This window comes from Luteolibacter sp., assembly GCF_058122085.1.
The window spans coordinates 1-19,990 of the sequence record NZ_JBIKBQ010000034.1 but is presented as its reverse complement, the minus strand read 5'-3'; the positions used below and the strand labels follow the sequence as shown (position 1 = coordinate 19,990).

General features: G+C 55.8%; 16 protein-coding genes and 1 pseudogene. All 17 read right to left on the bottom strand.

Translation table 11 applies throughout. The features are described from left to right. Nucleotides 1–7 precede the first annotated feature (7 nt). Nucleotides 8–1,264: an ABC transporter ATP-binding protein gene (locus AC4DF4_RS06910; protein ID WP_490047379.1), complete on the bottom strand. Its 1,257-nt coding sequence runs from the start codon at nucleotides 1,262–1,264 to the stop codon at nucleotides 8–10. Continuing rightward, nucleotides 1,264–2,061, bottom strand: coding sequence for an ABC transporter permease (locus AC4DF4_RS06905; protein WP_490047378.1), 798 nt, complete (start codon nucleotides 2,059–2,061; stop codon nucleotides 1,264–1,266). The genes AC4DF4_RS06910 and AC4DF4_RS06905 overlap by 1 nt, the downstream gene beginning before the upstream one ends. After that, on the bottom strand, nucleotides 2,058–4,799 hold the full coding sequence (locus AC4DF4_RS06900; RefSeq protein WP_490047377.1) for a glycosyltransferase family 2 protein: 2,742 nt from the start codon (nucleotides 4,797–4,799) through the stop codon (nucleotides 2,058–2,060). Before AC4DF4_RS06900 ends, AC4DF4_RS06905 begins: the two co-directional genes overlap by 4 nt. 129 nt (nucleotides 4,800–4,928) lie before the next feature. Next, the gene (locus AC4DF4_RS06895) at nucleotides 4,929–5,987 is read right to left on the bottom strand and encodes a glycosyltransferase (protein ID WP_490047376.1); all 1,059 of its coding nucleotides are present in this window, start codon (nucleotides 5,985–5,987) and stop codon (nucleotides 4,929–4,931) included. 298 nt (nucleotides 5,988–6,285) lie between these two features. Further along, nucleotides 6,286–7,275 (bottom strand): glycosyltransferase family 2 protein, encoded by a 990-nt coding sequence (locus tag AC4DF4_RS06890; protein ID WP_490047375.1) that lies wholly within the window; start codon nucleotides 7,273–7,275, stop codon nucleotides 6,286–6,288. 11 nt (nucleotides 7,276–7,286) lie between these two features. Beyond that, on the bottom strand, nucleotides 7,287–8,468 hold the full coding sequence (lhgO, locus tag AC4DF4_RS06885) for an L-2-hydroxyglutarate oxidase (RefSeq protein WP_490047391.1): 1,182 nt from the start codon (nucleotides 8,466–8,468) through the stop codon (nucleotides 7,287–7,289). Nucleotides 8,469–8,500: 32 nt separating this feature from the next. Beyond that, nucleotides 8,501–9,691: a class I SAM-dependent methyltransferase gene (locus AC4DF4_RS06880; protein WP_490047374.1), complete on the bottom strand. Its 1,191-nt coding sequence runs from the start codon at nucleotides 9,689–9,691 to the stop codon at nucleotides 8,501–8,503. Between the two features lie 42 nt (nucleotides 9,692–9,733). Further along, on the bottom strand, nucleotides 9,734–10,927 hold the full coding sequence (locus tag AC4DF4_RS06875) for a class I SAM-dependent methyltransferase (RefSeq protein ID WP_490047373.1): 1,194 nt from the start codon (nucleotides 10,925–10,927) through the stop codon (nucleotides 9,734–9,736). Between the two features lie 26 nt (nucleotides 10,928–10,953). After that, nucleotides 10,954–12,207: a methyltransferase domain-containing protein gene (locus AC4DF4_RS06870; protein ID WP_490047372.1), complete on the bottom strand. Its 1,254-nt coding sequence runs from the start codon at nucleotides 12,205–12,207 to the stop codon at nucleotides 10,954–10,956. Between the two features lie 44 nt (nucleotides 12,208–12,251). Beyond that, the gene (locus AC4DF4_RS06865) at nucleotides 12,252–13,277 is read right to left on the bottom strand and encodes an NAD-dependent epimerase/dehydratase family protein (protein ID WP_490047390.1); all 1,026 of its coding nucleotides are present in this window, start codon (nucleotides 13,275–13,277) and stop codon (nucleotides 12,252–12,254) included. Nucleotides 13,278–13,302: 25 nt separating this feature from the next. Further along, on the bottom strand, nucleotides 13,303–14,076 hold the full coding sequence (gene rfbF, locus AC4DF4_RS06860) for a glucose-1-phosphate cytidylyltransferase (RefSeq protein ID WP_490047371.1): 774 nt from the start codon (nucleotides 14,074–14,076) through the stop codon (nucleotides 13,303–13,305). Between the two features lie 28 nt (nucleotides 14,077–14,104). Continuing rightward, entirely contained in the window at nucleotides 14,105–15,382 is a 1,278-nt protein-coding gene (locus AC4DF4_RS06855) for a glycosyltransferase family 4 protein (RefSeq protein WP_490047370.1), read from the bottom strand. Between the two features lie 276 nt (nucleotides 15,383–15,658). After that, nucleotides 15,659–16,459 (bottom strand): PIG-L deacetylase family protein, encoded by an 801-nt coding sequence (locus AC4DF4_RS06850; protein WP_490047369.1) that lies wholly within the window; start codon nucleotides 16,457–16,459, stop codon nucleotides 15,659–15,661. A 35-nt stretch (nucleotides 16,460–16,494) separates the two neighbouring features. Then, nucleotides 16,495–17,184: a glycosyltransferase family 4 protein gene (locus AC4DF4_RS06845; RefSeq protein ID WP_490047368.1), complete on the bottom strand. Its 690-nt coding sequence runs from the start codon at nucleotides 17,182–17,184 to the stop codon at nucleotides 16,495–16,497. A gap of 79 nt (nucleotides 17,185–17,263) precedes the next feature. Continuing rightward, a complete protein-coding gene (locus AC4DF4_RS06840; protein WP_490047367.1) occupies nucleotides 17,264–17,653 on the bottom strand; it encodes a hypothetical protein in 390 nt (129 codons plus the stop codon). Nucleotides 17,654–17,891: 238 nt separating this feature from the next. Further along, a complete protein-coding gene (locus AC4DF4_RS06835; protein WP_490047366.1) occupies nucleotides 17,892–19,367 on the bottom strand; it encodes a lipopolysaccharide biosynthesis protein in 1,476 nt (491 codons plus the stop codon). Nucleotides 19,368–19,423: 56 nt separating this feature from the next. After that, nucleotides 19,424–19,990: pseudogene (locus AC4DF4_RS06830) on the bottom strand (hypothetical protein); the annotation flags it as partial.

Below are 19,990 nucleotides of genomic sequence, written 5' to 3'. Positions count from 1 at the left end.
TCGCCGGTCAGATTGCGGCCAGCCGTTCCTTCACTCGTGGCGAGCCCGTGGCTTCCGCAAGCGACCAGCGGCATGGAGGCGCGAGAATCCCCTTGTGGGCGAAACCTCCCTCGACGGTCAGGTGATAGACATGCCAGTGATAATCGTAGGCGTGGCTCCAGCTGGATTCAAAAACTCCGACGTCCACGAAATAGGAGCCCGCCGCGAGGTCCAGGCGATCAATGACCAGCCGGATGGCGCCGCTCCCTTTGACTTGCGCCACGGCGACGCGTGCGGACAGCGTGTTCGTGTCGAGGCAGACGGTGCCGTCGGGCTGGCTGATCGACACCGCGAACACGGGAGCCGGGAGGGGATTTTCCGCGTGATACCCGATTTCAATTCCAAGGGTTCCGCCGGTGGTCAGTGTTGGACCGGGGTGCAGGACAACCCCGGTGATCTCCATCTCCAGCGAGCCAAAGCGGTTTTCCCTGGGCCTGAGCTCGGTGCCCGCATCCGTGGTGCGGGCTGGAGCGGCGGGCGTGCGGCGCAGGGACTCCTCCCGCATCTCCTGTTCATAAGCCGCGGCGACCGACCTCACCGAATCGCAAGCCACCATCTCCCCTCGCCGCAACCACAGCGCCCGGTCACATAACTCCCTGACCTGGTCCATGCTGTGGGAAACAAGCACGATCGCGCAGCCGCGCTCGCGCAGTTCGGCGATGCGGACGCCGCACTTCGCCTGAAATGACAAATCGCCGACGGACAAGAATTCATCGACCAACATGACTTCGGGATCCGTATGCACCACCACGGCGAAGGCCAACCGCATCGTCATGCCGGTGCTGTAGGTCCGCACCGGGGCGTCGATGAAATCTTCCAGCTCGGCGAAACGGATGATCTCCGGCAGACGCTCGATGGCCTCGCGCTTTAAAAGTCCAGCCACCACCGCGGCGAGAATGGCGTTTTCCCTTCCTGTCAGATCGCCCTGGAATCCTCCGCCGAGTTCCAGCAGCGCGCCGATCCGCCCGTGAATCTCCACGCTGCCGGTGGCGGGCTTGCCGACGCCGCCTAGCAGGCGCAGCAAGGTGGACTTTCCCGCGCCGTTGGCCCCGACGATTCCCAACATTTCTCCGGCAGCGACCTCGAACGAGACGCCGCGCAATGCCCACAACGGCTCTTGCGCGGATCCTCCCCAGGCCCCCGCTGCCAGATCCCGCCATCTTCGGGCGTAGGATCGACGGATGAAGGTTTTTCCAACGTTGGCGGCTTTGACTAAGACTTTCATCACATTTCCTCGGCGAAGCGGTAGCTTTGACTCACGAAAATCCTGCGGCCCGCGATCAGCAGCACGATCCCGAACACCAGCAGCCCGGCCAGCACCCGCGGATCCGGCCAGGCCCCTTCCATCAGGACCGCCCGCCACGACTGAACCAGTCCCACCATCGGATTCAGGTAAAACCAAGGCCGCAGCGGCGGCGGAACGTTCTCCAAACTGTAGAAGACGGGCGTCAAGAACATCATCAATTGCAAAAGCACGCCGACGATGTGCTGGGTGTCGCGGAAAATCACGTTGATCGATGCTAGCGGATAGGCGAGCCCGACAATCAGAAAGTATTGCACGACCAATAGCACCGGCAACGAAAGCCAAGGCAAACAGGGGCGGACGCCCTGCCACCACAGCAACCCGAACAAAATCGGCAGCGCGATCATGAAGTGAAACAGCCGCACCGCTACCATCACATGAGGCAGCAGCGTGAGCGGGAAGCCGGGCTGGGTGACAAACGCCTTGCTACCGGTGATCAGCCCGCCGCTCATGCCCAACGCGCCCTGGAACCAGCCGAATACGAGGACGCCGATGAATACAAACGACGCATAGTTTTCTATCTGCATCCCCAAGGCACGCCGGAAGACAAACGAGAAGATAAAGAGCTGGAGCAGTGGCGTCACCAAAGCCCAGCCAAACCCCAGGGAAGAGCGCTTGTAGAGGATCTTGAGATCGCGATCGACCAGGACCGCGAACAGATCCCTCGCGTGCTGCCAGCGGCGGCGCTCGCTGGCATTGAGATTGGTGTTGCGGGTCATCGGCTTGCTTCCAGGGTTGGATTTGCGCTGGCCGGAGGGTTCACGGCCTCCGCCTCCGTTGTCATTTGCACCGCTTCACCAGCACTTGTTTCCGGGCTTCCGGCATGTGCGGGTTGAGATGTGCCCCGCGGTTCCACAGGCAAATAGGGCTGGCTGGCACCAAGCCGTTTCACGCGCCGCCGTGATTTCCACAGCGTGAGCGGACCGAGCACGTTGCCTTGGATTTCCAAGAGAATCGTTCGCAGGGATCGGCTGCGGGAGCCGCGCAGCCAACGCAAAAGCTGTTGGATCTGATAGCTCGGGATCTCCACACAAATCCGGACCAGGCCGCGGGCGTCGTGATCAAGCATGAATGTCGTGAGGTTATACGCCGCATGCCCTGTGCTGTAACTGTAAATCTGCTTGTGCAGCGCCTGGTCGTTCACGCGGTGTTTGTGCCAGACGAAGGCGGTTGGCTCGTAAATGATGGTGTGCCCGGCCTTGAGCGTTTTGTAAAAGAGGTAGGTGTCTTCGCTGCACCCGGCGGGCGTCCCGGCACCCAGAGCCTCATCCAGCAGCCCTACCGCAGGATCGCGCAACATCGCGGCTCTCACCGCTGTATTCGCGGTTGCACCGATTGTCCAGGTGGGAACCGCCTTGCGTCGGAAGGAATTGAACCATTTCCGATTGAACTCGCGCCGCTGAAACCCTTTCCCTAGTCCGCCATAGTTTTCGAACTCCACCTGTGATGGGGATTCGAGTTCCGCGGGAAGAACATTTCCGGTTACCAGCATCACGTCGTTCCGTGAGAACGGGGCAAGCAAGTTCTCCAACCAATCCGGCGGAGCGATGACATCGTCATCGGTGCAGACGAAGATGTCACCCGTGCTCGCGGCAAATCCAGTGTTGCGGGCATAGGAAAGCCCGCCACGCGGCTCACTGGCCAGACGAACGCCCGGAAATTCGGCTACCACCGGCGGCGTTTTGCCTGACTGCGGCCGATTGTCCACCACCACGACTTCAAAGGAACTGGAGGTCTGCTGCCGGCAGAGAGAGCTCAGACATTCACGCAACGAGTCGGGACGATCGAAGGTGGCAACGACAATTGAGGCGGAGAGTCTCACAGGAAATTGCTCCGGGCCGCGGCCTTCGCATCCGCCTATGGATTGTTTGATTTCCGTCATCGCTTCCACCCAGGTCGCCACGAAGTTCTCCGCGCCAACCGGCCTGAGCAACTCCAGTCCGATGGCTTGAACTATTTCATCCGCGACCCGGACCGCCGAAATGGCCCGGTAACGATTGGTGATGTTAACCACGCCTACCGCCCTTCCGTGGCGCGTGACATAGACCCGGGTGGCAAAGTAATCCGTCACGTCGTCGATTGGTCCGGCCGGATCGGTGACCTCGACCCTGCGAACCGCGACACCGTGATCGGGACTCTTAACAGGCGACTTTCTATCAGGCAAGAGATCTATCATATCGACACCGGGTCCATATTCCCCGGGGGAAGCCTTCGCATTTGCCCTCGCTTTCCCGTAACGGAACAATCCCGTGAAGGAGCCGCGCAGTTCCGCAAAGACTAACTCTCGAGGGATATCGCCCGGTTTAAACAGTGACTTCAAACCGCGGCAGAGATTCCACTCCCAAAACCACCACAGCCCGAGTCCGGCAAGACCCTTTCTTTCTTCAGGAAACTCCAACGCATTCCGGACCAGATGGGAAAAAAAACCGATACCGTTGTTAGTAATTTGCGTGTGGAGGTGGCCGTAGTCCCGGCGGTGCCGGTGCCTCACGATCGCCGCCGGCTCATACACCAGCGTGTGTCCGTGTTTCAGAACGCGGAAGAACATGTCGAGATCTCCTCCTCCGTTAGTCACGGTGCCGACGTCCAGCGCCGGATCGAAGACGCCGATCTCAGAGAAAACCGCGCGACGATATGCCATGTTCGCGCCGGTGCCGAACTTGCCGGATCCTGCATGTTGCCGGGCCAGGTGACGGCGTTCAGCTTCGTCGGCTCGATACCATTTCCGAACAAAGCCACGGCCAAATCCGCCATATTTTTCAAACAATTGCTGGGGTTCTGTTTCCAATTCATACGGAACCACCAAACCCGTTACCGCCATGATGTCACTATCCGATCCGAAAAGCGTGGCGATAGACCCTGTCCATCGCGCGTCGACGATCACGTCGTCATCGGTATAAGCCAGGATCTCACCCCGTGCCTCCGCGATTGCGCGATTGCGTGCGTGGTCAAGGCCCGGCCGCGGCTCTAGGATGTAGCGTGCCTCTGGAAACGAGTTTTCGACGAGATCCCTGGTGGCGTTGGTTCTCGGCGCGTTATCGATGACCAGGATCTCCAAGGGCGCATGGTCGAGCTTTCCCAATGCTGTCAGGCAAAGCGAAAGTTCTTCGGTGCGATCATGGGTGCAGACGGCAACCGAGACTGTTGGTAATGGAACGCGAGGCTTCATTGGAAGAAGCGTGAGGAGATGTTTCACGTTCCACTGCTCTCCTGGAACCGAGCTCGCCACCGCCAGGTGAAGGAGTTGATACAACATCTCGGCGGAATGCTCTTCCAACACCTTTGCAACAACCTCAGAGCCTTCACAGCGATCTCCGCGGACCGGAACCATGATGGAACCAAATGGCTGACTGTGCCAGCGGAGAAGCAGTTGCAGGAAGGCGTAATCGCCCAGCCCGTTGAATTCCGGAATCGGTTTGGATAGTTCCAGATCGGCGACTTTGATGGGTCTATACATGGTTGGCGTAAGTTTGCAGCCGGCTTGTCGATCGTTCGACCACCCGGATGCGATTGTGATTTCGGGCGGATAAACCTTCAGGAACAACCTGAATCGAGAGAGATGACCCGGAATGGCGACCCGACAGCGTCAGCCTTCTTCCTCGACGACCCGCGTCCAACGCCGCTCCTGGACTCGTCCGAGGAGCGACCTGTCGGCGGGCAGCGGATTGCCCGCGGCGACATCCTCCGCCGGCACCCGTCGCCCTCGTTGCGGAAGCGACCGGCGCTTGCCGGAAACCAGCCACACGAGACTCTTGATGGTCATCTTGTGGAGACTCCAGTTGAGTATCATTACCGGATCACAGCAGACCGCCCGGGCGACCGCCGCGAGGCACGAGGGGTAGTCGCAACTGCTATAACTCCTGGATACGAGATAACCTTGGAAATGACCCTCCGCCCATCGGAAAAGCGCCGCCGGAAGATCGGGGTTGCGCAGGCGGGCGCGGTCCATGACGACGCGGAACGATGCCGCCATGCCCGCCGCGCCCAAGCTCATGCACGAATCGCTCTGGCGATAGCCCACGAGAACTTCCTGCACCACGCCGACTTCCCACGTCTCGGCCACGCGGATAGAGAGATCCCAGTCCTCGCAGCCCTGCACTCCGCCCTGCTCCTCTCTCGTCAGATAGAGGCCGGTCTGCCGGAGAGACACGGCCCGGAACAAGGGTACACTCGCATTGCCGAGAAAGTTCCGCAGGATGATCGCCCGCCGCGCCTCGCCTTCGACGGTAAAAGGGAAATGGGAACCGAGTCCATCGCCCTGCTCATCGACATGCTGGTACCAGCAGTAAACCATGGCCGTCCGCTCGCCGCACTGGCCGATGCGCCGGACCTGCTTCTCCAACTTTGTCGGGGTCCAAAGATCATCGGCATCAAGAGTCGCGATGAACTCCCCGCGCGCGTTCCGGATTCCGGTGTTGCGAGCGGCACCCACGCCCGAGTTTTCCTGGCGGATGAGCCTGATGCGCGGGTCGCGCCTGGCAAACTCCGCCACCACCGCGGGGGTATCATCTACCGAACCGTCATCCACAACGATGATTTCGATCTCGCGCAGCGTCTGGGCCCGCGCGGAATCGAGCGACATGCCGATCCACCGGCTGGCGTTGAACGCCGCAACGATCACGGAAACGACTGGAGCTGTATTCATCGGGCCAGATGGGGTTGTTCCTCGCCTGATGGTGTGCCAGATTGAAAATTGTTATTCATGACGTCTGAAAGTTGCCCACAACGGGCCGCCTCGAGAACGGGTCTAGATCTCGCCGGTAGATGCCCTTCCCGAATCCATCAAACACAAAGCCCGCGCAGGAAAAGTTAGGCGCGCTCCCTCGGGGATCGGACCCTGACGTTGAAGGGCCAGCGGCCGAATGCCACCCCCCGCCGGCCCGGTTCCAGAAAGCTTGCAAGGACCTCTTTCACGCCGCCGGGGCCGGCCGCCACCATTCGCCTCAGTCCTCCGTCTGGACCAGGCTGTCCATCCGGCTGAGCATCCAGGGTTTCGATAGGGCGGGGGTTCCGCCCAATGCCCGAGGGCCATAATTTCTGGGCCTCCCCGACTCCTCGATGAACCGTTCCAACCCCTCAATCCGTGTAAGATAGCTCATCTCCCAGTCCGAGCACCCCTCCGCGTCCAGGGGTTGGGACCGCCGCGGGAGGCGGCGCAGAAAGAGCTTCATCCGTAGCAAACAGACGCGCAGTGCGGGATACGGCACCCGGGCGTGCTGCCAGTGGTGCATGAGATACGCGTTGGTCCGGCCATATCGTGCTGCCGCCGATAGCCAGGCGCATCGCAAAAGCCGCGATGGATCGGGACGATGGATCACGAAGGTATCATTCACGGGGAAGATCCGTAACCCGGCTTCCATCATTTGCATCCAGACCAGCGTTTCTTCACCAAACCCTGTGGCGCCGGGACCAAGTTTCTCGTCAAAATTGCCTATCGTTTCGAACACCGACCGGTGGATCCCCATGCTTGCTCCGACCAGTTCAGGCGAATTGACCGCCGGTTCCCGCACCTCGGCCAGCCACATCTCGTGCAGTTGGGTGAACCAGGGGCGGCGGAGATCCTCAGCCAGTAGGATGCGTCCGGCCACCGCCTCGCAACGGTTTTCCAGTAGCGGCCGCGCCATGTTCTCCACCCAGTTGTCCGCGGGCTCCACATCATCGTCGGTGAAGAGCAGTACCTCGCCTCTGGCCACTGCCAAGGCGGTGTTCTGAGCCCGACTCTTACCAGGGCGGGGTTCGAAAACATATCGAATTTCAATGGTCGGATGGCTGGCTTTAGTGACCACACTGACCGTTGCATCGGTGGATCCGTTATCCGCTACGATTATTTCCACACTCCATCCATCCGGCGCTTTCACCGACTGGAACGAATGGAGAGTCCGTTCAAGTGTGGAGGCCCGGTTGCGCGTGCAAATGATGACAGAGCATTGCATGTTGCATTCACCTACGAAACCTGACCGGCAATCGCTTTTCCGATTTCGAACGCGGCCGTTGCGGCGGGCGAAGGCGCGTTGCAGACATGCAGCGCATGATGGCCTTTCACAATGAGAAAATCGTCGACCAATTTTCCATCTCCCAGCAAAGCCTGGGCTCTGACCCCCGCCTTGCATGGAACAAGATCCTCGGAACGGATGTCGGGAATCAACTGTTGGAGGCTGTGCACGAAGGCGGATTTGAAAAATGAACGATGCATTTCCTTAAGGCCTTCGCCCAGATTCCTGCTGATAAGTTTCCAGAATCCGGGGAACGCCATCGTCTCTGTGAAATCGCGCAGGTTGAAATCGGACTTGTGGTAGCCCTCGCGTTTAAGCGCGAGTACCGCATTCGGCCCGGCATGCACAGAACCATCGATCATCTTCGTGAAATGAACTCCGAGAAACGGAAAGTCGGGATTGGGCACTGGATAAACCAGAGTGTTCACCAAATGTCTCTTTTCCGGCACCAATTCGAAATACTCACCCCGAAATGGAACAATCCTGGCCGCTGGGTCGACACCTGCCATCCGCGCCACCCGATCACTGAAAAGACCCGCACAGTTGATCACAAAACGCCCCTGATAGTCGCCCTTGGAGGTTTCAATCGTATGGACGGTATTGCCCGTCTTAAAAGATTTAACTTCACACCCGCACTCAATCGTTCCGCCTCCATCCACAAACAACTCGCCAAGCTTTTGTGAAACCAATCGATAGTCTGTGATCCCGGTGGTCGGAACCTTGATTCCTCCCAGGCAAACCACATGTGGCTCGATTTCCCGCACCTCATCCGCCGTGATTCTAGCAACAGGAAGGCGGTTCAGGACTCCACGATCAAGAAGTTGTCGCAAGATTGGCAGCTCGGATTCCCGTGTAGCGACGATGATCTTTCCACAAACATCATGTGGAATATCGTGATCACGGCAGAATTCCACCATCGACATGGCCCCCGCCCGCGCGAATTCCGCCTTAAAACTTCCCGGTTTGTAGTAGATCCCTGAATGGATCACACCGCTGTTACGACCCGTCTGGTGTTTTGAGAGGCTCTCTTCTTTCTCCAATAAGGTGATCCGTGTGGCAGGAAATCGCTTGCCTAGTGCCATCGCCGTTGCCAATCCGACAATTCCGCCACCTACAATAACGTAGTCAGATATAGATCTCATAATTAGGTGTTACTTTTTTTGATTCATGCATCGACCACCATTGCCTTGACCTTCATTTCCTCCAATTGGAACTCAACTTCCCGATGATAAATCGGATTCATCAAAATAACAATGTCTGGCTGATAATCCATGAGAAATTCCGGAGCGATGATCTCTTGTCCCGATCCTGGAATATACAAACCCTGTTTGTTGGGATTAATATCCACTACATACGAGATGATTCCGCCCAGCGGCAGCATGTTAAGAAAACTCACCGTCTTTGCTCCACCGCCCCAGATCACTGTCCGGGTGTTGTCCCGTGACCATAACGCAAGGCGCTCAATCCATCGCTTCTCGCGGGCCGCGACATGGAGTGGAAATGCATTCACGGATTCTGCAAGCGCGGACGTCCCAACGTTGTAGGTAGCCTCGCTCCTGCCATCCCAATCCTCTTTCGAAATACGCGCCTCTATCGACAAGAACTGGCCGCCGTAGGCTTCCTCTAGACGAATCACCTCAAAACCAGCTTGTTTGAAGACGAATTCAAGCGATTCACAGCCAAAGTAATTGCAATGTTCATAGATGACGTCCCAGACGGAAAGTTGATCAAGGATGAATCGGACATTGGGAACCTCAAAATAGACCATCACATCCCGATCGCCGTTGATCGTTCGATAGACAGTCGAGAGAAAGTCCACAGGATTTTCAACATGCTCGAAGACGTGCCGGCAGCACACCATGTCTCCCTGACTGGACACATGCTTTTCGCCATAAAAGTCCTTATGATATTCGATACTGCCGTGCCCGGACGATCGGATTTGCTCGCCCTCATAACTCGGATCGAAACCAATTCCGGAATTCCCTCCCTCTTCACAGAGCAGGGAAAGAAAATGTCCCTTTCCACAGCCGATTTCCAGGACGCGTTTATGGGTGATTCCGTAGGTATGAATCAAGCGACGGGCGAGCCCACGAGCGAATTCCCTGAACACAGGCGAATGATCGAGCGAATTGTCGTATCGCTGTGAATACTCCAATAAACCGGCGTCAAAACTCCTGTTCCAAATGAATCCACACGCGGAGCAGAAAATGAGATCAAGCCGACCCTTCGCGCAGGCCGTTGCCTGCCGGCGACTGGGATATTGAACCCCAATGGAAACCGGCATATTCCCGATCTGGAAGAAACTCGTCGATTTCACCTCCGAACAAACGGGACACTTCATTGTATTGGTTGACATTCTTTTTTCCGATTTGAAGAACCTCGACTTTCACGCAGTCGCCTAAACGGGTAGTATTTGCGGGGTCAGCCGCATGCTTTCCAGCATCGCAAGAACTTCCTCATGATAGACGGGATTCATGAGAATCACGCAGTCCGGATGGAAATCCCGCAGCTCTTCAGGACTTCTTACAACATGACCTGAACCCGGGATAAACTTCCCGTGTTTGTGTGGGTTGATGTCGACCACGAAGTCAATCTGCTCGCCCAATCCAAGTGTCGTGATAAATGAGACGGCCTTTGATCCGCCGCCCCATATGACCACTCGCTTTCCTTGGGAACGGAGTCTGTTGAGGTGGGATATCCAACCTTCTTTTGCATTCCTGAATCGTTCGGGGAAGTCCGCCACTGCTTGTGCGATGACAGCGAGATCCGTTTCACCATCAAGTGTCAATGGTCTGCCGTCGTTGGACGAACGCCCTGCGATCACGATATATTGTCCGTCATACTCGAGTTCCAATTCCAATAGATCGAATCCATGTTTGCGGAAGAGCCGGGCGAGTGATCCCGTGGTGAAATATGAACAGTGCTCGTAGTAGATGTCCCAAAAGGCGGCCTCGCGCAAAACACGATGAACATCCGGCAATTCGAAAAGCAGCAAGGTGTCCTTGCGATCGCCTATCGTGCGGCGAACTGTCCGCATGAATTCGCTGGTCGGAGCAATGTGTTCGAGGGTGTGGCGGCAACACACGACGTCTGCGGAAAGATGGGTATAGCGCTCGCTATAGAAATCCTGGATGAAGTTTAGTTGTGATGCAACCGGTGTCTCAAGCCTGCCGGGAATGAACGCTGGATCCATACCGACGCCCTCGGCCATTCCCATTTCAACCAGCAGTGCGAGGAACTCACCCTTCCCACAGCCAATTTCAAGCACACTCCGACCTTGCAGCTGATACTGTTGCACCCAGCGTTGAGCCAATCCCCTGGCAAAGGCATTGAACGTGGGCGAGAAGCCCTGCGACTCCTCACAGGACATGGAATACTCATGGACTGATGGGTCAAAGGCGGTGTTTGAAATAAAGCCACAATTTCCACAAAACCCGAGTTTAAGATCGCGGCGCGGATAATTTAGCGCTCGTTCCCGCGTAGGCAGCAGCAATACGGAGTGAACAGGTATGTTCTTGACCTCATAGAATAGACTCATCTCACCCGCTTCACAATTCGGGCAGATGCAGTGCTCGGATGATGGATAAATCATGATCTTGTTGTTGGAATGCTGGATGATCAAACGATGTGAACTTCAGGTATCGGAATGATAAACTTGCCGCCGCGTTGCCGAAACTCCGACTGTTGCTTCAGGATTTCACTGGAAAAGTTCCATGGTAACATCACCACGTAGTCTGGCATGTTTTCCAAAAGTTTTTCCACCGGGAATATTTCAATATGAACTCCAGGCATGAACCATCCGTGCTTGTGGGTGTTTCGGTCAACGACGTAATCGATGACACGGTTGTCCAATCCAGCGGAGTTCAGCATGATTGTGCCTTTGGCTGCGGCCCCGTAAGCGGCGATCCGCTTGCCATCCGCTTTCAAGTCACAAACGACCGTGCGGAGATCATCGCGGATCTTCTGAACTTGCTTCGCGAATCCGTCGTAGTAAATCGACGAATCAATTCCGAGCATTTCTTCTTCGTGCAGAATTTGTTGTAAAGACCCGGACGGGTCCTCGTGCTTCTCGATGTAATATCGGATGGATCCTCCGTGTGTTGGAATACGCCGCACGTCATTGAGGAACAGACCATGGCGCCGGAGCAGACGATCCACGGCAGTCACCGAGAAATAGCATAGGTGCTCATGATAAATCGTATCGAATTCACAATGCTCAATGAGGGATCGCAGATAAGGAGCCTCAATTACCGCGATTCCGTCATCTCTCAGCAATGTGTGGATTCCATCAAGGAAACCATGAGTGTCAGCCACGTGGGCCAGCACGTTGTTTCCGATCATGACATCGGCACGCACACCCTCGCTTTTGAGTTGCTCGGCCAATTCTCTGGTGAAGAAGTCGATTAAAGTGTGGACGCCCACCTTCTCTGCCTCAGCCGCCTGCCTCGGGGCCGGGTCAATGCCGAGCACGGGAACGCCCTTTTCAACGAAGTTTTTCAAAAGATAGCCGTCGTTGCTAGCGAGCTCAACCACGAGACTGTCAGGCCCAAGCTTGCGTCTCTCGATTAGAGAGATTGCGTTGCTTCGACAATGGTCGATCCATTCCTGGGAGAATGATGAAAAATACATGTAGTCTTCTCCAAATAGAAAATCGGGCGGAACGGTCTCCAGAATTTGAACCAGTGTGCAATCAGGGCAGAACCCCACATCCAGTGGAAACTTGCGCTCTTTCTCATTCAGTTGATTGCGGGTAACTATGCGATCTGATGGCGGCATCATTCCAAGATCGACTACAGGATGTAGCCCCACTCGATCACAACCGCGGCAGCATGCGGATTCACAACGATTCAGAAATGTCTCTTGATTTTTCATGGGCGTTTTCTTTCTAATACTTACTGGGAAATCACAATTTGATGTCAAGACCGAAACCTCAAATCGTCGCCGATGACACCAGCGGCCTTCAGCATTTTGATGTGGGCCAGGCGTTGATACTTGTCACCCTCGAACTCATTCAGATTCAATCCGTGTTTTCGATAGGCTTCATAGCATTCCTCCACACCCTTGCGTGCGGTCCACTGCGGTCGATATGACGTTAGCTTCTCCATGGCCTTGTCAAAATTTACCCGGTAATTGCGTGAGTCGGCGGGAGCATCCTCAGCGAAACGGAGATCCGAGTTCGGGACTACATCGCGTACCATCTCGGCAATCTCACGGATTCGATAGTTCTCGGATGGCACGCCAATGTTGAATGCCTCATTGTGCACCACATCCCGCTCGGCTTTAAGAACCGATAGGAAGGCGAGAGAAATATCTGCGATGTGGACGATAGGCCGCCACGCTCTGCCATCGCTTTTAAGATGCACCTTTCCAGTCGTATAAGCCCATGCGGTTAGGTTGTTAAGCACGAGATCAAAACGAAGTCTGGGAGACACCCCAAAAGCCGTTGCGTTGCGAAGATAGGTTGGCGTGAAATTGTCATCAGCAAGTTGACTGATATCACGCTCTGCATAGACCTTTGACTCCCCATAAGGTGTCACAGGGTTGAATGCCGAGGTTTCTCCGAGAATGCCATCTCCGCCCGCACCATAGGTGCTGCATGACGATGCTAGCACAAAACGACAAACGCCCGCTTCTTTCGCACACTTGGCGACCCGCACCGCGCCTCGATAGTTGATATCGAGTGTCAGGTCCCGATCAATGTCGCCGAGCGGATCGTTCGATAATGCAGCCAGATGCAGCACGGCATCAATGCCGTAAAAATCCTCAACTGTGGCATCCCGAACATCCTTCTCGATGTTCGGGACCATCGGCAAGCCGTCTCCAAAAGTGCTGGCACGATAGAGATCGCTATCCATCCCCACAACATCGCACCCCTCCCGTTGAAGCATCGGAGTGAGAACCGTTCCAATATATCCCAAATGTCCTGTCACAAGTACTTTCATGGCCGTATTTTTTGTTATTTCAAGATCAATCATCCCATGTTTTCCAGGGTGGATTTCCCTCCTGCCATAGGTCCTCAAGCAGCACTTTATCCCGCAGTGTGTCCATGCACTGCCAAAACCCCTCATGACGGTAGGCCATCAATTGACCATCGGCTGCGAGACGCTCCATGGGTTCCTTTTCCCACTGTGTGGAATCTCCATCGATGTAATCAAATACTTCCGGTTCCAGCACGAAGAAAGCGCCGTTCACCCAGCCTTCGGCCGCTTGAGGTTTTTCCGAGAACTCCGTCACTCGATCTCCATCAAAGATCATGTGGCCAAAGCGGGCCGCTGGACGAACCGCTGTTACGGTTGCGATCCTGCCATGAGATTGATGGAATTCTAGCAACTTCTGGAGATCAACATTTGAGACTCCGTCGCCCCATGTCAGCATAAAAGGTGAATTCCCAACATAGGGTTTCAAGCGCTTGATCCTTCCCCCCGTTAGCGTGGCGACACCCGTATCGATCAATTCCAGGTTCCAGTCGGGACGTTTATTCCCGTGAGACTCCACCGCTCCGGCGGCCAGATTCACGGTGAGATTGCTTTCCAATGAGCAATAATCGACAAAGTATTTTTTGATGTATTCCCCCTTGTAGCCCAAGGCTACGGTGAAGTCCTTCAAACCATAGTGCTCATAGTGCTTGAGGATGTGCCATAGGATCGGCCGTCCTCCGATTTCCACCATGGGTTTCGGCTTGACCTGGGTCTCTTCGGAAAGACGACTTCCCACACCGCCCGCCAGTATCGCGACTTTCATGTTGAATTCTATGTGTTTTGTTGAAGAACTATGGCTCGGCATTTCCGCTCATCAGTGAGTTAAAAACTTTAAGAAGCTTCGTTGCTGTTATATCCCAGGTGCGCTCCGACAAAACCTTGCAGCGCGCGGCTTGACCCATCGCAGAAGATTTGCCGCGGTCTTGCAGCAAGCCGAGCAAGGCATCGGCCAATGCTCTGGGATCGTTCCGATCCACCAGGATGCCGGTTCTGCCGTCCTCTATGGTTTCAGTCATCGCGCCCGCCCGGGTCGCAACGACAGGCGTGCCGGCGGCCATCGCTTCAATCGGTGGCAATCCGAAACCTTCGTTCCACAGCGACGGGAATGCGAACACATCCGCCTCATAGTAGCCGCGCACCAGTTCCTCCCGGGGGACATTGCCGCGGAATGCGACGCGGTCGCCCAACTCCTCGGGCAGCAGGTTCTTCAGATGGGCGATGTAGTCACCTTGATAGAGCGGAGCTAATTCGGACAATAGCGGATCACCCTGCTGCGGAAACATCTCGTTCAATGGACGGCTGGAATGTGCGCCAAATATGGCCAGACGCGCCGTCGGGAAATGCGGGGCCACAATGCGAAACGCTTCGATAAGAACGTGTACACCTTTTTCCGGGGACACTGCTCCGGCATACATGATTCTGTGGCTCACGGTCTCCGTCTCCGACCGTTGCGGCGATGCTTCGAATTCCGTGGTCTCTATTCCGTTCGAGACAGTGAACGGGGCGGGCTTGATTTCGGGAAAGCACCGGGCCACTTGCTGCGCCACGAAGTCACTGACCGCAGTCACCCGATCCAAATGCCGGAAGCGTCGCGCCAGCAGCCGGTGATTGCATTGAGGATAAAGTTCATGATGGACGTTGAGCACGAGTTTGGCATGCGGATTTCCGCGCCGGACGACCGGGATATATTGCGAATTGTGCTGAAAAAAGACGATGTCAAATGCTCCGCGTGCCAGCTCATCTGCGACCTTGCGGCCATATCCCGGATGGACCCACGCAGCTGCCGAGCGGGGGATGGTCATGCCGTCGTTGAATGGCCGGTAGAGTATCGCCAACCGGTTGAATTTGCGCATAAGAAGCAGATCCGGTGCGGATGCTGCAAGCAGCCGGTATCTGACCCCTTGATCGGTGAAATCCTGTGTGGGGCCGCCATCATGGATCAGTCCAAAGACCTGCACCTCTGCTGCTGTTGCGAGCCGTGACGCGATGCCGTAGGTACAGGCACCGACTGAATTCTGAACCGGCGGCATGATTGTATCGCAATACTGATTTACAATGGCGATTTTCATGGCAGCAATGGATTTCGGGTGAGACGACCGAAAAAAATTAATTTAGTGGGTGACATCCCTAAGATCGAGATAATTCCATTGAGGTTAGATAGATTTTTTCCCCGCTTCCGATGGCCTTGGGGGGGAACTTCGTGCGGGGCGACCGATTCCCCGATCCGGGCAGGGTTCCGCGCATCAAGACCCCATCGGCTCAGTCATGAACGTCGTAGCGCCGTGAGCCAAGGCGTATTGGATCGCAGGCGGACTAACCATCGAACCACGATCCGCGCTTACCCACTAAAAGTTTAGTGGCTTCGAACAAAATTCACCATCATTGGCGGCGAATACCTCGTAGTCTCCGGTCATGCAGGCGATGAATTGCCCGTCAGAGACATCGCCAAGGATCGGCCAGGCAGGATCGCCATTGAGTCGGGTCACCTGCGAGCGGTGCGATGCCAGCGCTTGACGCTTTTTATCTACCACGCGGCGAACATCGACCCCGTGGGTGAAGGTCTGTCGGGCCGTTCGACCGAGTCCAAATCGAAGTGATCGCCGGAGCGCGTTGTGCATTTGACGATTTGGGCGCAGGGGAAGCGAGACCCAGGGCCATTGGTTCCAGAACCAGACGGGGTATTCAAACACTCGGGTCGGTATGTTCGCGCCACGGATCGCCTCGGTCACGATTGCGTAGGTCTCTTCATGATCGGACGTGCCGTCGAACCGATAAGGCACAAAAACCTCTTCGGGATGAAGCGTTGCGAGGAACGCGGTGACCCGGGAGACTGCCGCTTCTCGTGCGGTGTGCAGCCTTCCGTCGGGGTAATCCAGAAAAGTAATGTGACCCTCGGACACACCGAGGATTCGGGCAGCCTCGATGGCTTCCCCACGGTGAATTCTAACGAGGTCTCCCGAGGGGATGAAACGACGATGTGATGTCGCTCCGTCCGTCATGAAAACAAGATGAACCATAGCTCGCTCCTCGATTTTTCGGGCTATGGTCCCGCCGCAACCCAGCACCTCGTCGTCCGGATGAGGTGCGACGATGACAGCACTCTTACGCAAATCCGGGGACAGCCCGCATGCGAGGCTGCGGTCCAATTTCCACCGCAGGCTTGTGATTTGGGGAAGGTGCATTAGGACAGGAGAGTCGATGACGGACGACTGAAATCAGTGAACACAGGACCCCGGTCTCCGATCTGCGGTTCCGTATGCTTGCAGCAGCCGGTCGGCCGAGCGATCCCGTGAGAAGTGGCTAGCCGCAGCGTGCGCCCTGCTTCGCCCATGCGGCGGGCGAGAGCGGAGTCTGTCAGAACCGCAATGATCGCATCGGCCAATGCCGACGGCTCAGCAGGGTCAACCAAGAGTCCGGTTTCGCCAGGGATGACGGTATGCTGCATCCCGCCGGTACGTGTGGCGACAACTGGTATCTTCAGCATCATTGCCTCGATTACACTGATGCCGAATGACTCGCTCAGAGAGGCATTCACCAGCAGTGCTGCGTTGCGGTAGTGGGCGTGGATCTTGTCATGATCGGTGCACCCTTCGAAGATGATGCGCTTGCCGAGCTCTGGTCGCGCGAGTTTCTCGAGTGCGGTGAGGTAGGAATCCTTGCCACCGGGGCTGCCACTATAATCGTAAAAACGGCGCAGCGCTTGAACTTGCGGAAGATTGCTGAGCCCGACGAGAAATCTCAGTGGGGCTGCCCCCTCATCGCCGACCAAATGAAGTGAGGCATCGGGAATGCGCTGAAGCACGGTATGGAAAGCCGTAATCAGATCATGAATCCCTTTTTCCGGGCGAAAGCCGACCCACGAACAACACACGGTTTCCGACAGGCCGTGCAGCCTGATCTTCCAAGACCACGTCTGTGGAGTTTGGCACCGTCACCAAATTTTCCGCGAATTAAGGAAATGCGTCGGAGATTGTCTTAGTGATGTATTCGCTGCAGCCAATGATCAGATCGGTCTGGCGGAGACGCGGTTCGATGATTGCGCGCGTGAACTGGGTGAGCCACTCGCAGTGCATATGCAGTGCAATTCGGGCCGTCGGATTGTAGCGGCGAATCACGGGAACAAACTGTGAATAGTTCATCACGTGAACCACGTCACTGCGCAACATGCGGATACGCCTGGCGACCTCACTCGCATACCCCCAATGATACCACGAGCCGCCGGCAGAGTGGTCAGGTCCCGACTCAGAACTGATCTTGCGTATGAATAGCCCGGCAGTGAGGCTGTTCGGTTCACAGCTGAATCGATCAATGTCGGAGTAAAAAGTAGTGGATACCGTCATGGGTCATGGTTACTTCGCGATGAAGTTTGCCATGGTTTCCGAATATGGCGATCTGATGGCCCCGATCCGAACAGTTCTTGGCCGCATGGAAGGTCCACAACGGCATTGATCCTACGCGGACCGGAGGCCACATTGAATCGAAGGGCTGATTGACAAACGCAATTTTCATAATTGCTGGAAATCCGCTTTCAACATGTGATTCGCAAATCAGCGCACGCCTTGCAGTCGTGCCCGCGCATTACGCTACTTCGCGTCCGCGCAACATCGCTCCTGCAGATTGAAGAAACTCCCGGTAGGTTTTGTGGTTGGTTGCCGCGCTTGCTGCCACATATACCGTGATCCCAACGGCAACCGCGATCACTAGTTCGATGCTTTCTGGAACGGATCCGGCTTCTTCAAGAATCGGCATCAGGATACGGACGGCGACGAACATCAGGCCGGCCGCAAATGCCGGCCGAAGCATCGACATGCACAGATTGATCGGAGAGAGATTCAAATACTTCGTTACAAGAATAAACGCTATTAATGATGATGTGATCATGGGTATTAACACTGCATAGCATATTCCTGCTAGTTCATGACGCTGCAATCCGAACAAAAGCGCGAGTTTGGTGGAGTGATGGAGAATGCTCGTGTAGAATAGCGCGTTTGGCTTGCCGATCGCCTGGAAGACCGGGCCGGTGATTGAGGAAATGGCCAACGCCAATCCATAGAAAGTGAGGATGTTGATCAGCGGAATGGTGGGCAGCCATTTCGGACTGAGGAGCACGCTGACTAAGAGCGGGCCGACCGCCAGAATACCAATGGATGCCGGAAACGCGAGAATCGCCACGTGAGCGAGCGCCTTACGAAAGGCGTCGCGGAGGTTCTCGCTATCGTGATTGAGTTTGCTGAATAGCGGAAAGGTCACTCGGTTGACGATGCCGCTGATATTTGCCACCGGAAACATGATTAAAACAAATGCCATCGAATAGACTCCAAGATCCGCCGCGCTGTAGAAGCGGCCGACAAAAAGCTTGTCGATGGCGTCCCCAAAGCCCGATAGCAGGGCGAATGCCCAGATAAACTTTCCGAAATTGAAGAGTTCCCGGGCGAATATCCCATCGAAGATGAAGCGTGGTCTCCACTTGACTGCTCGGAATAGCAGCACCGAAACCACTACTTTCGAGGTGAGATCTCCGACAATAATACTCCATGCCCCCGCGTTGGCGAATGCCATGCAAACTGCCACCACAGTATAAACACATACCTGTGATACCTCACATAGAGACAATGACTTGAACTGCATTCGCTTCAGAAGGTCGAAAGAAGGAACCGTGCTCACGATATCCAGAAGAATTGATAGAAGCAAAACCCGAAGCAATGGCCCTGCCTGGGGAACTTTGAAGTAAGACACGATAAGCGGCGTCGCGGCCGTGGCTGCAACATATAGCGAAACATTGCAGAATGCTCCGATCCAGAATATCGTGTTCGCGGCTCGGCGCTCGTCTTCGGGGTTGGAATAGTGGCGTTGGACATATGCGGTGCCGAAACCGAGCTCACTCAGCATCCGGATGAGTTCCACCGTTACGTTGGTAATCGCGACGAGTCCGAACGCCTCTGGTGCGAGAAGACGCGCTAGGACAAATGTTGAAAGCAATCGTGCCGCACGAGTGGCAATCATCGAAATGGAAGCCCATTTAATGCCGCCACACACTTGGTTTTTCAGGGTCATGGTGATTGTCTGGAATTCCTTCTATGGATCCGCCAGTTTCCGGGACATGCTTTAGATCATTGAGGAGCTATAAAATCGCCTCTAAGTCGTGCGAAGAGTTTGCCATTCACTTCAAGAGACCGCGGAATGTAAACCCTCACCCGCTTCACCCCTTCCTCCGCGACAATTTCATCCGGCAGGATAACCACATCGTCAACTCCGTCATCAGCGATGCTCCACGGCGTCTTAAAATCAACGCTCCACTCGACCTTGATGCTCACGGTTGGATCGACCCCAGCACGATCACTCCTCCGGTAGGTGAAGAGGAGATATTCCGAATTGGTCAGATCCCCGTCTGGATCGGCAAGGACGAGTTGGACCGTGGGTGACAGGTTCAGATCGTTGCGATTATCGGGATCTCCACCAATGATATATTCGATGATGTTTTTGATGCTGTCACCGTCGGTATCGATGGTCGGGTCCGCAGGGAGCGTGTTCTCGGCTAGCCAGTCGCGAAAGTCGCCAACTGGTGCGGGTGCCACCGTGATTTCGAGCGTCGCGTCGTCAAACTTGCCGGCGAGGTCGCTCACCCGGATGGTGAAGCTGTTCGGGCCGACATGGCTGTTATCGGGCGTGCCGGACAG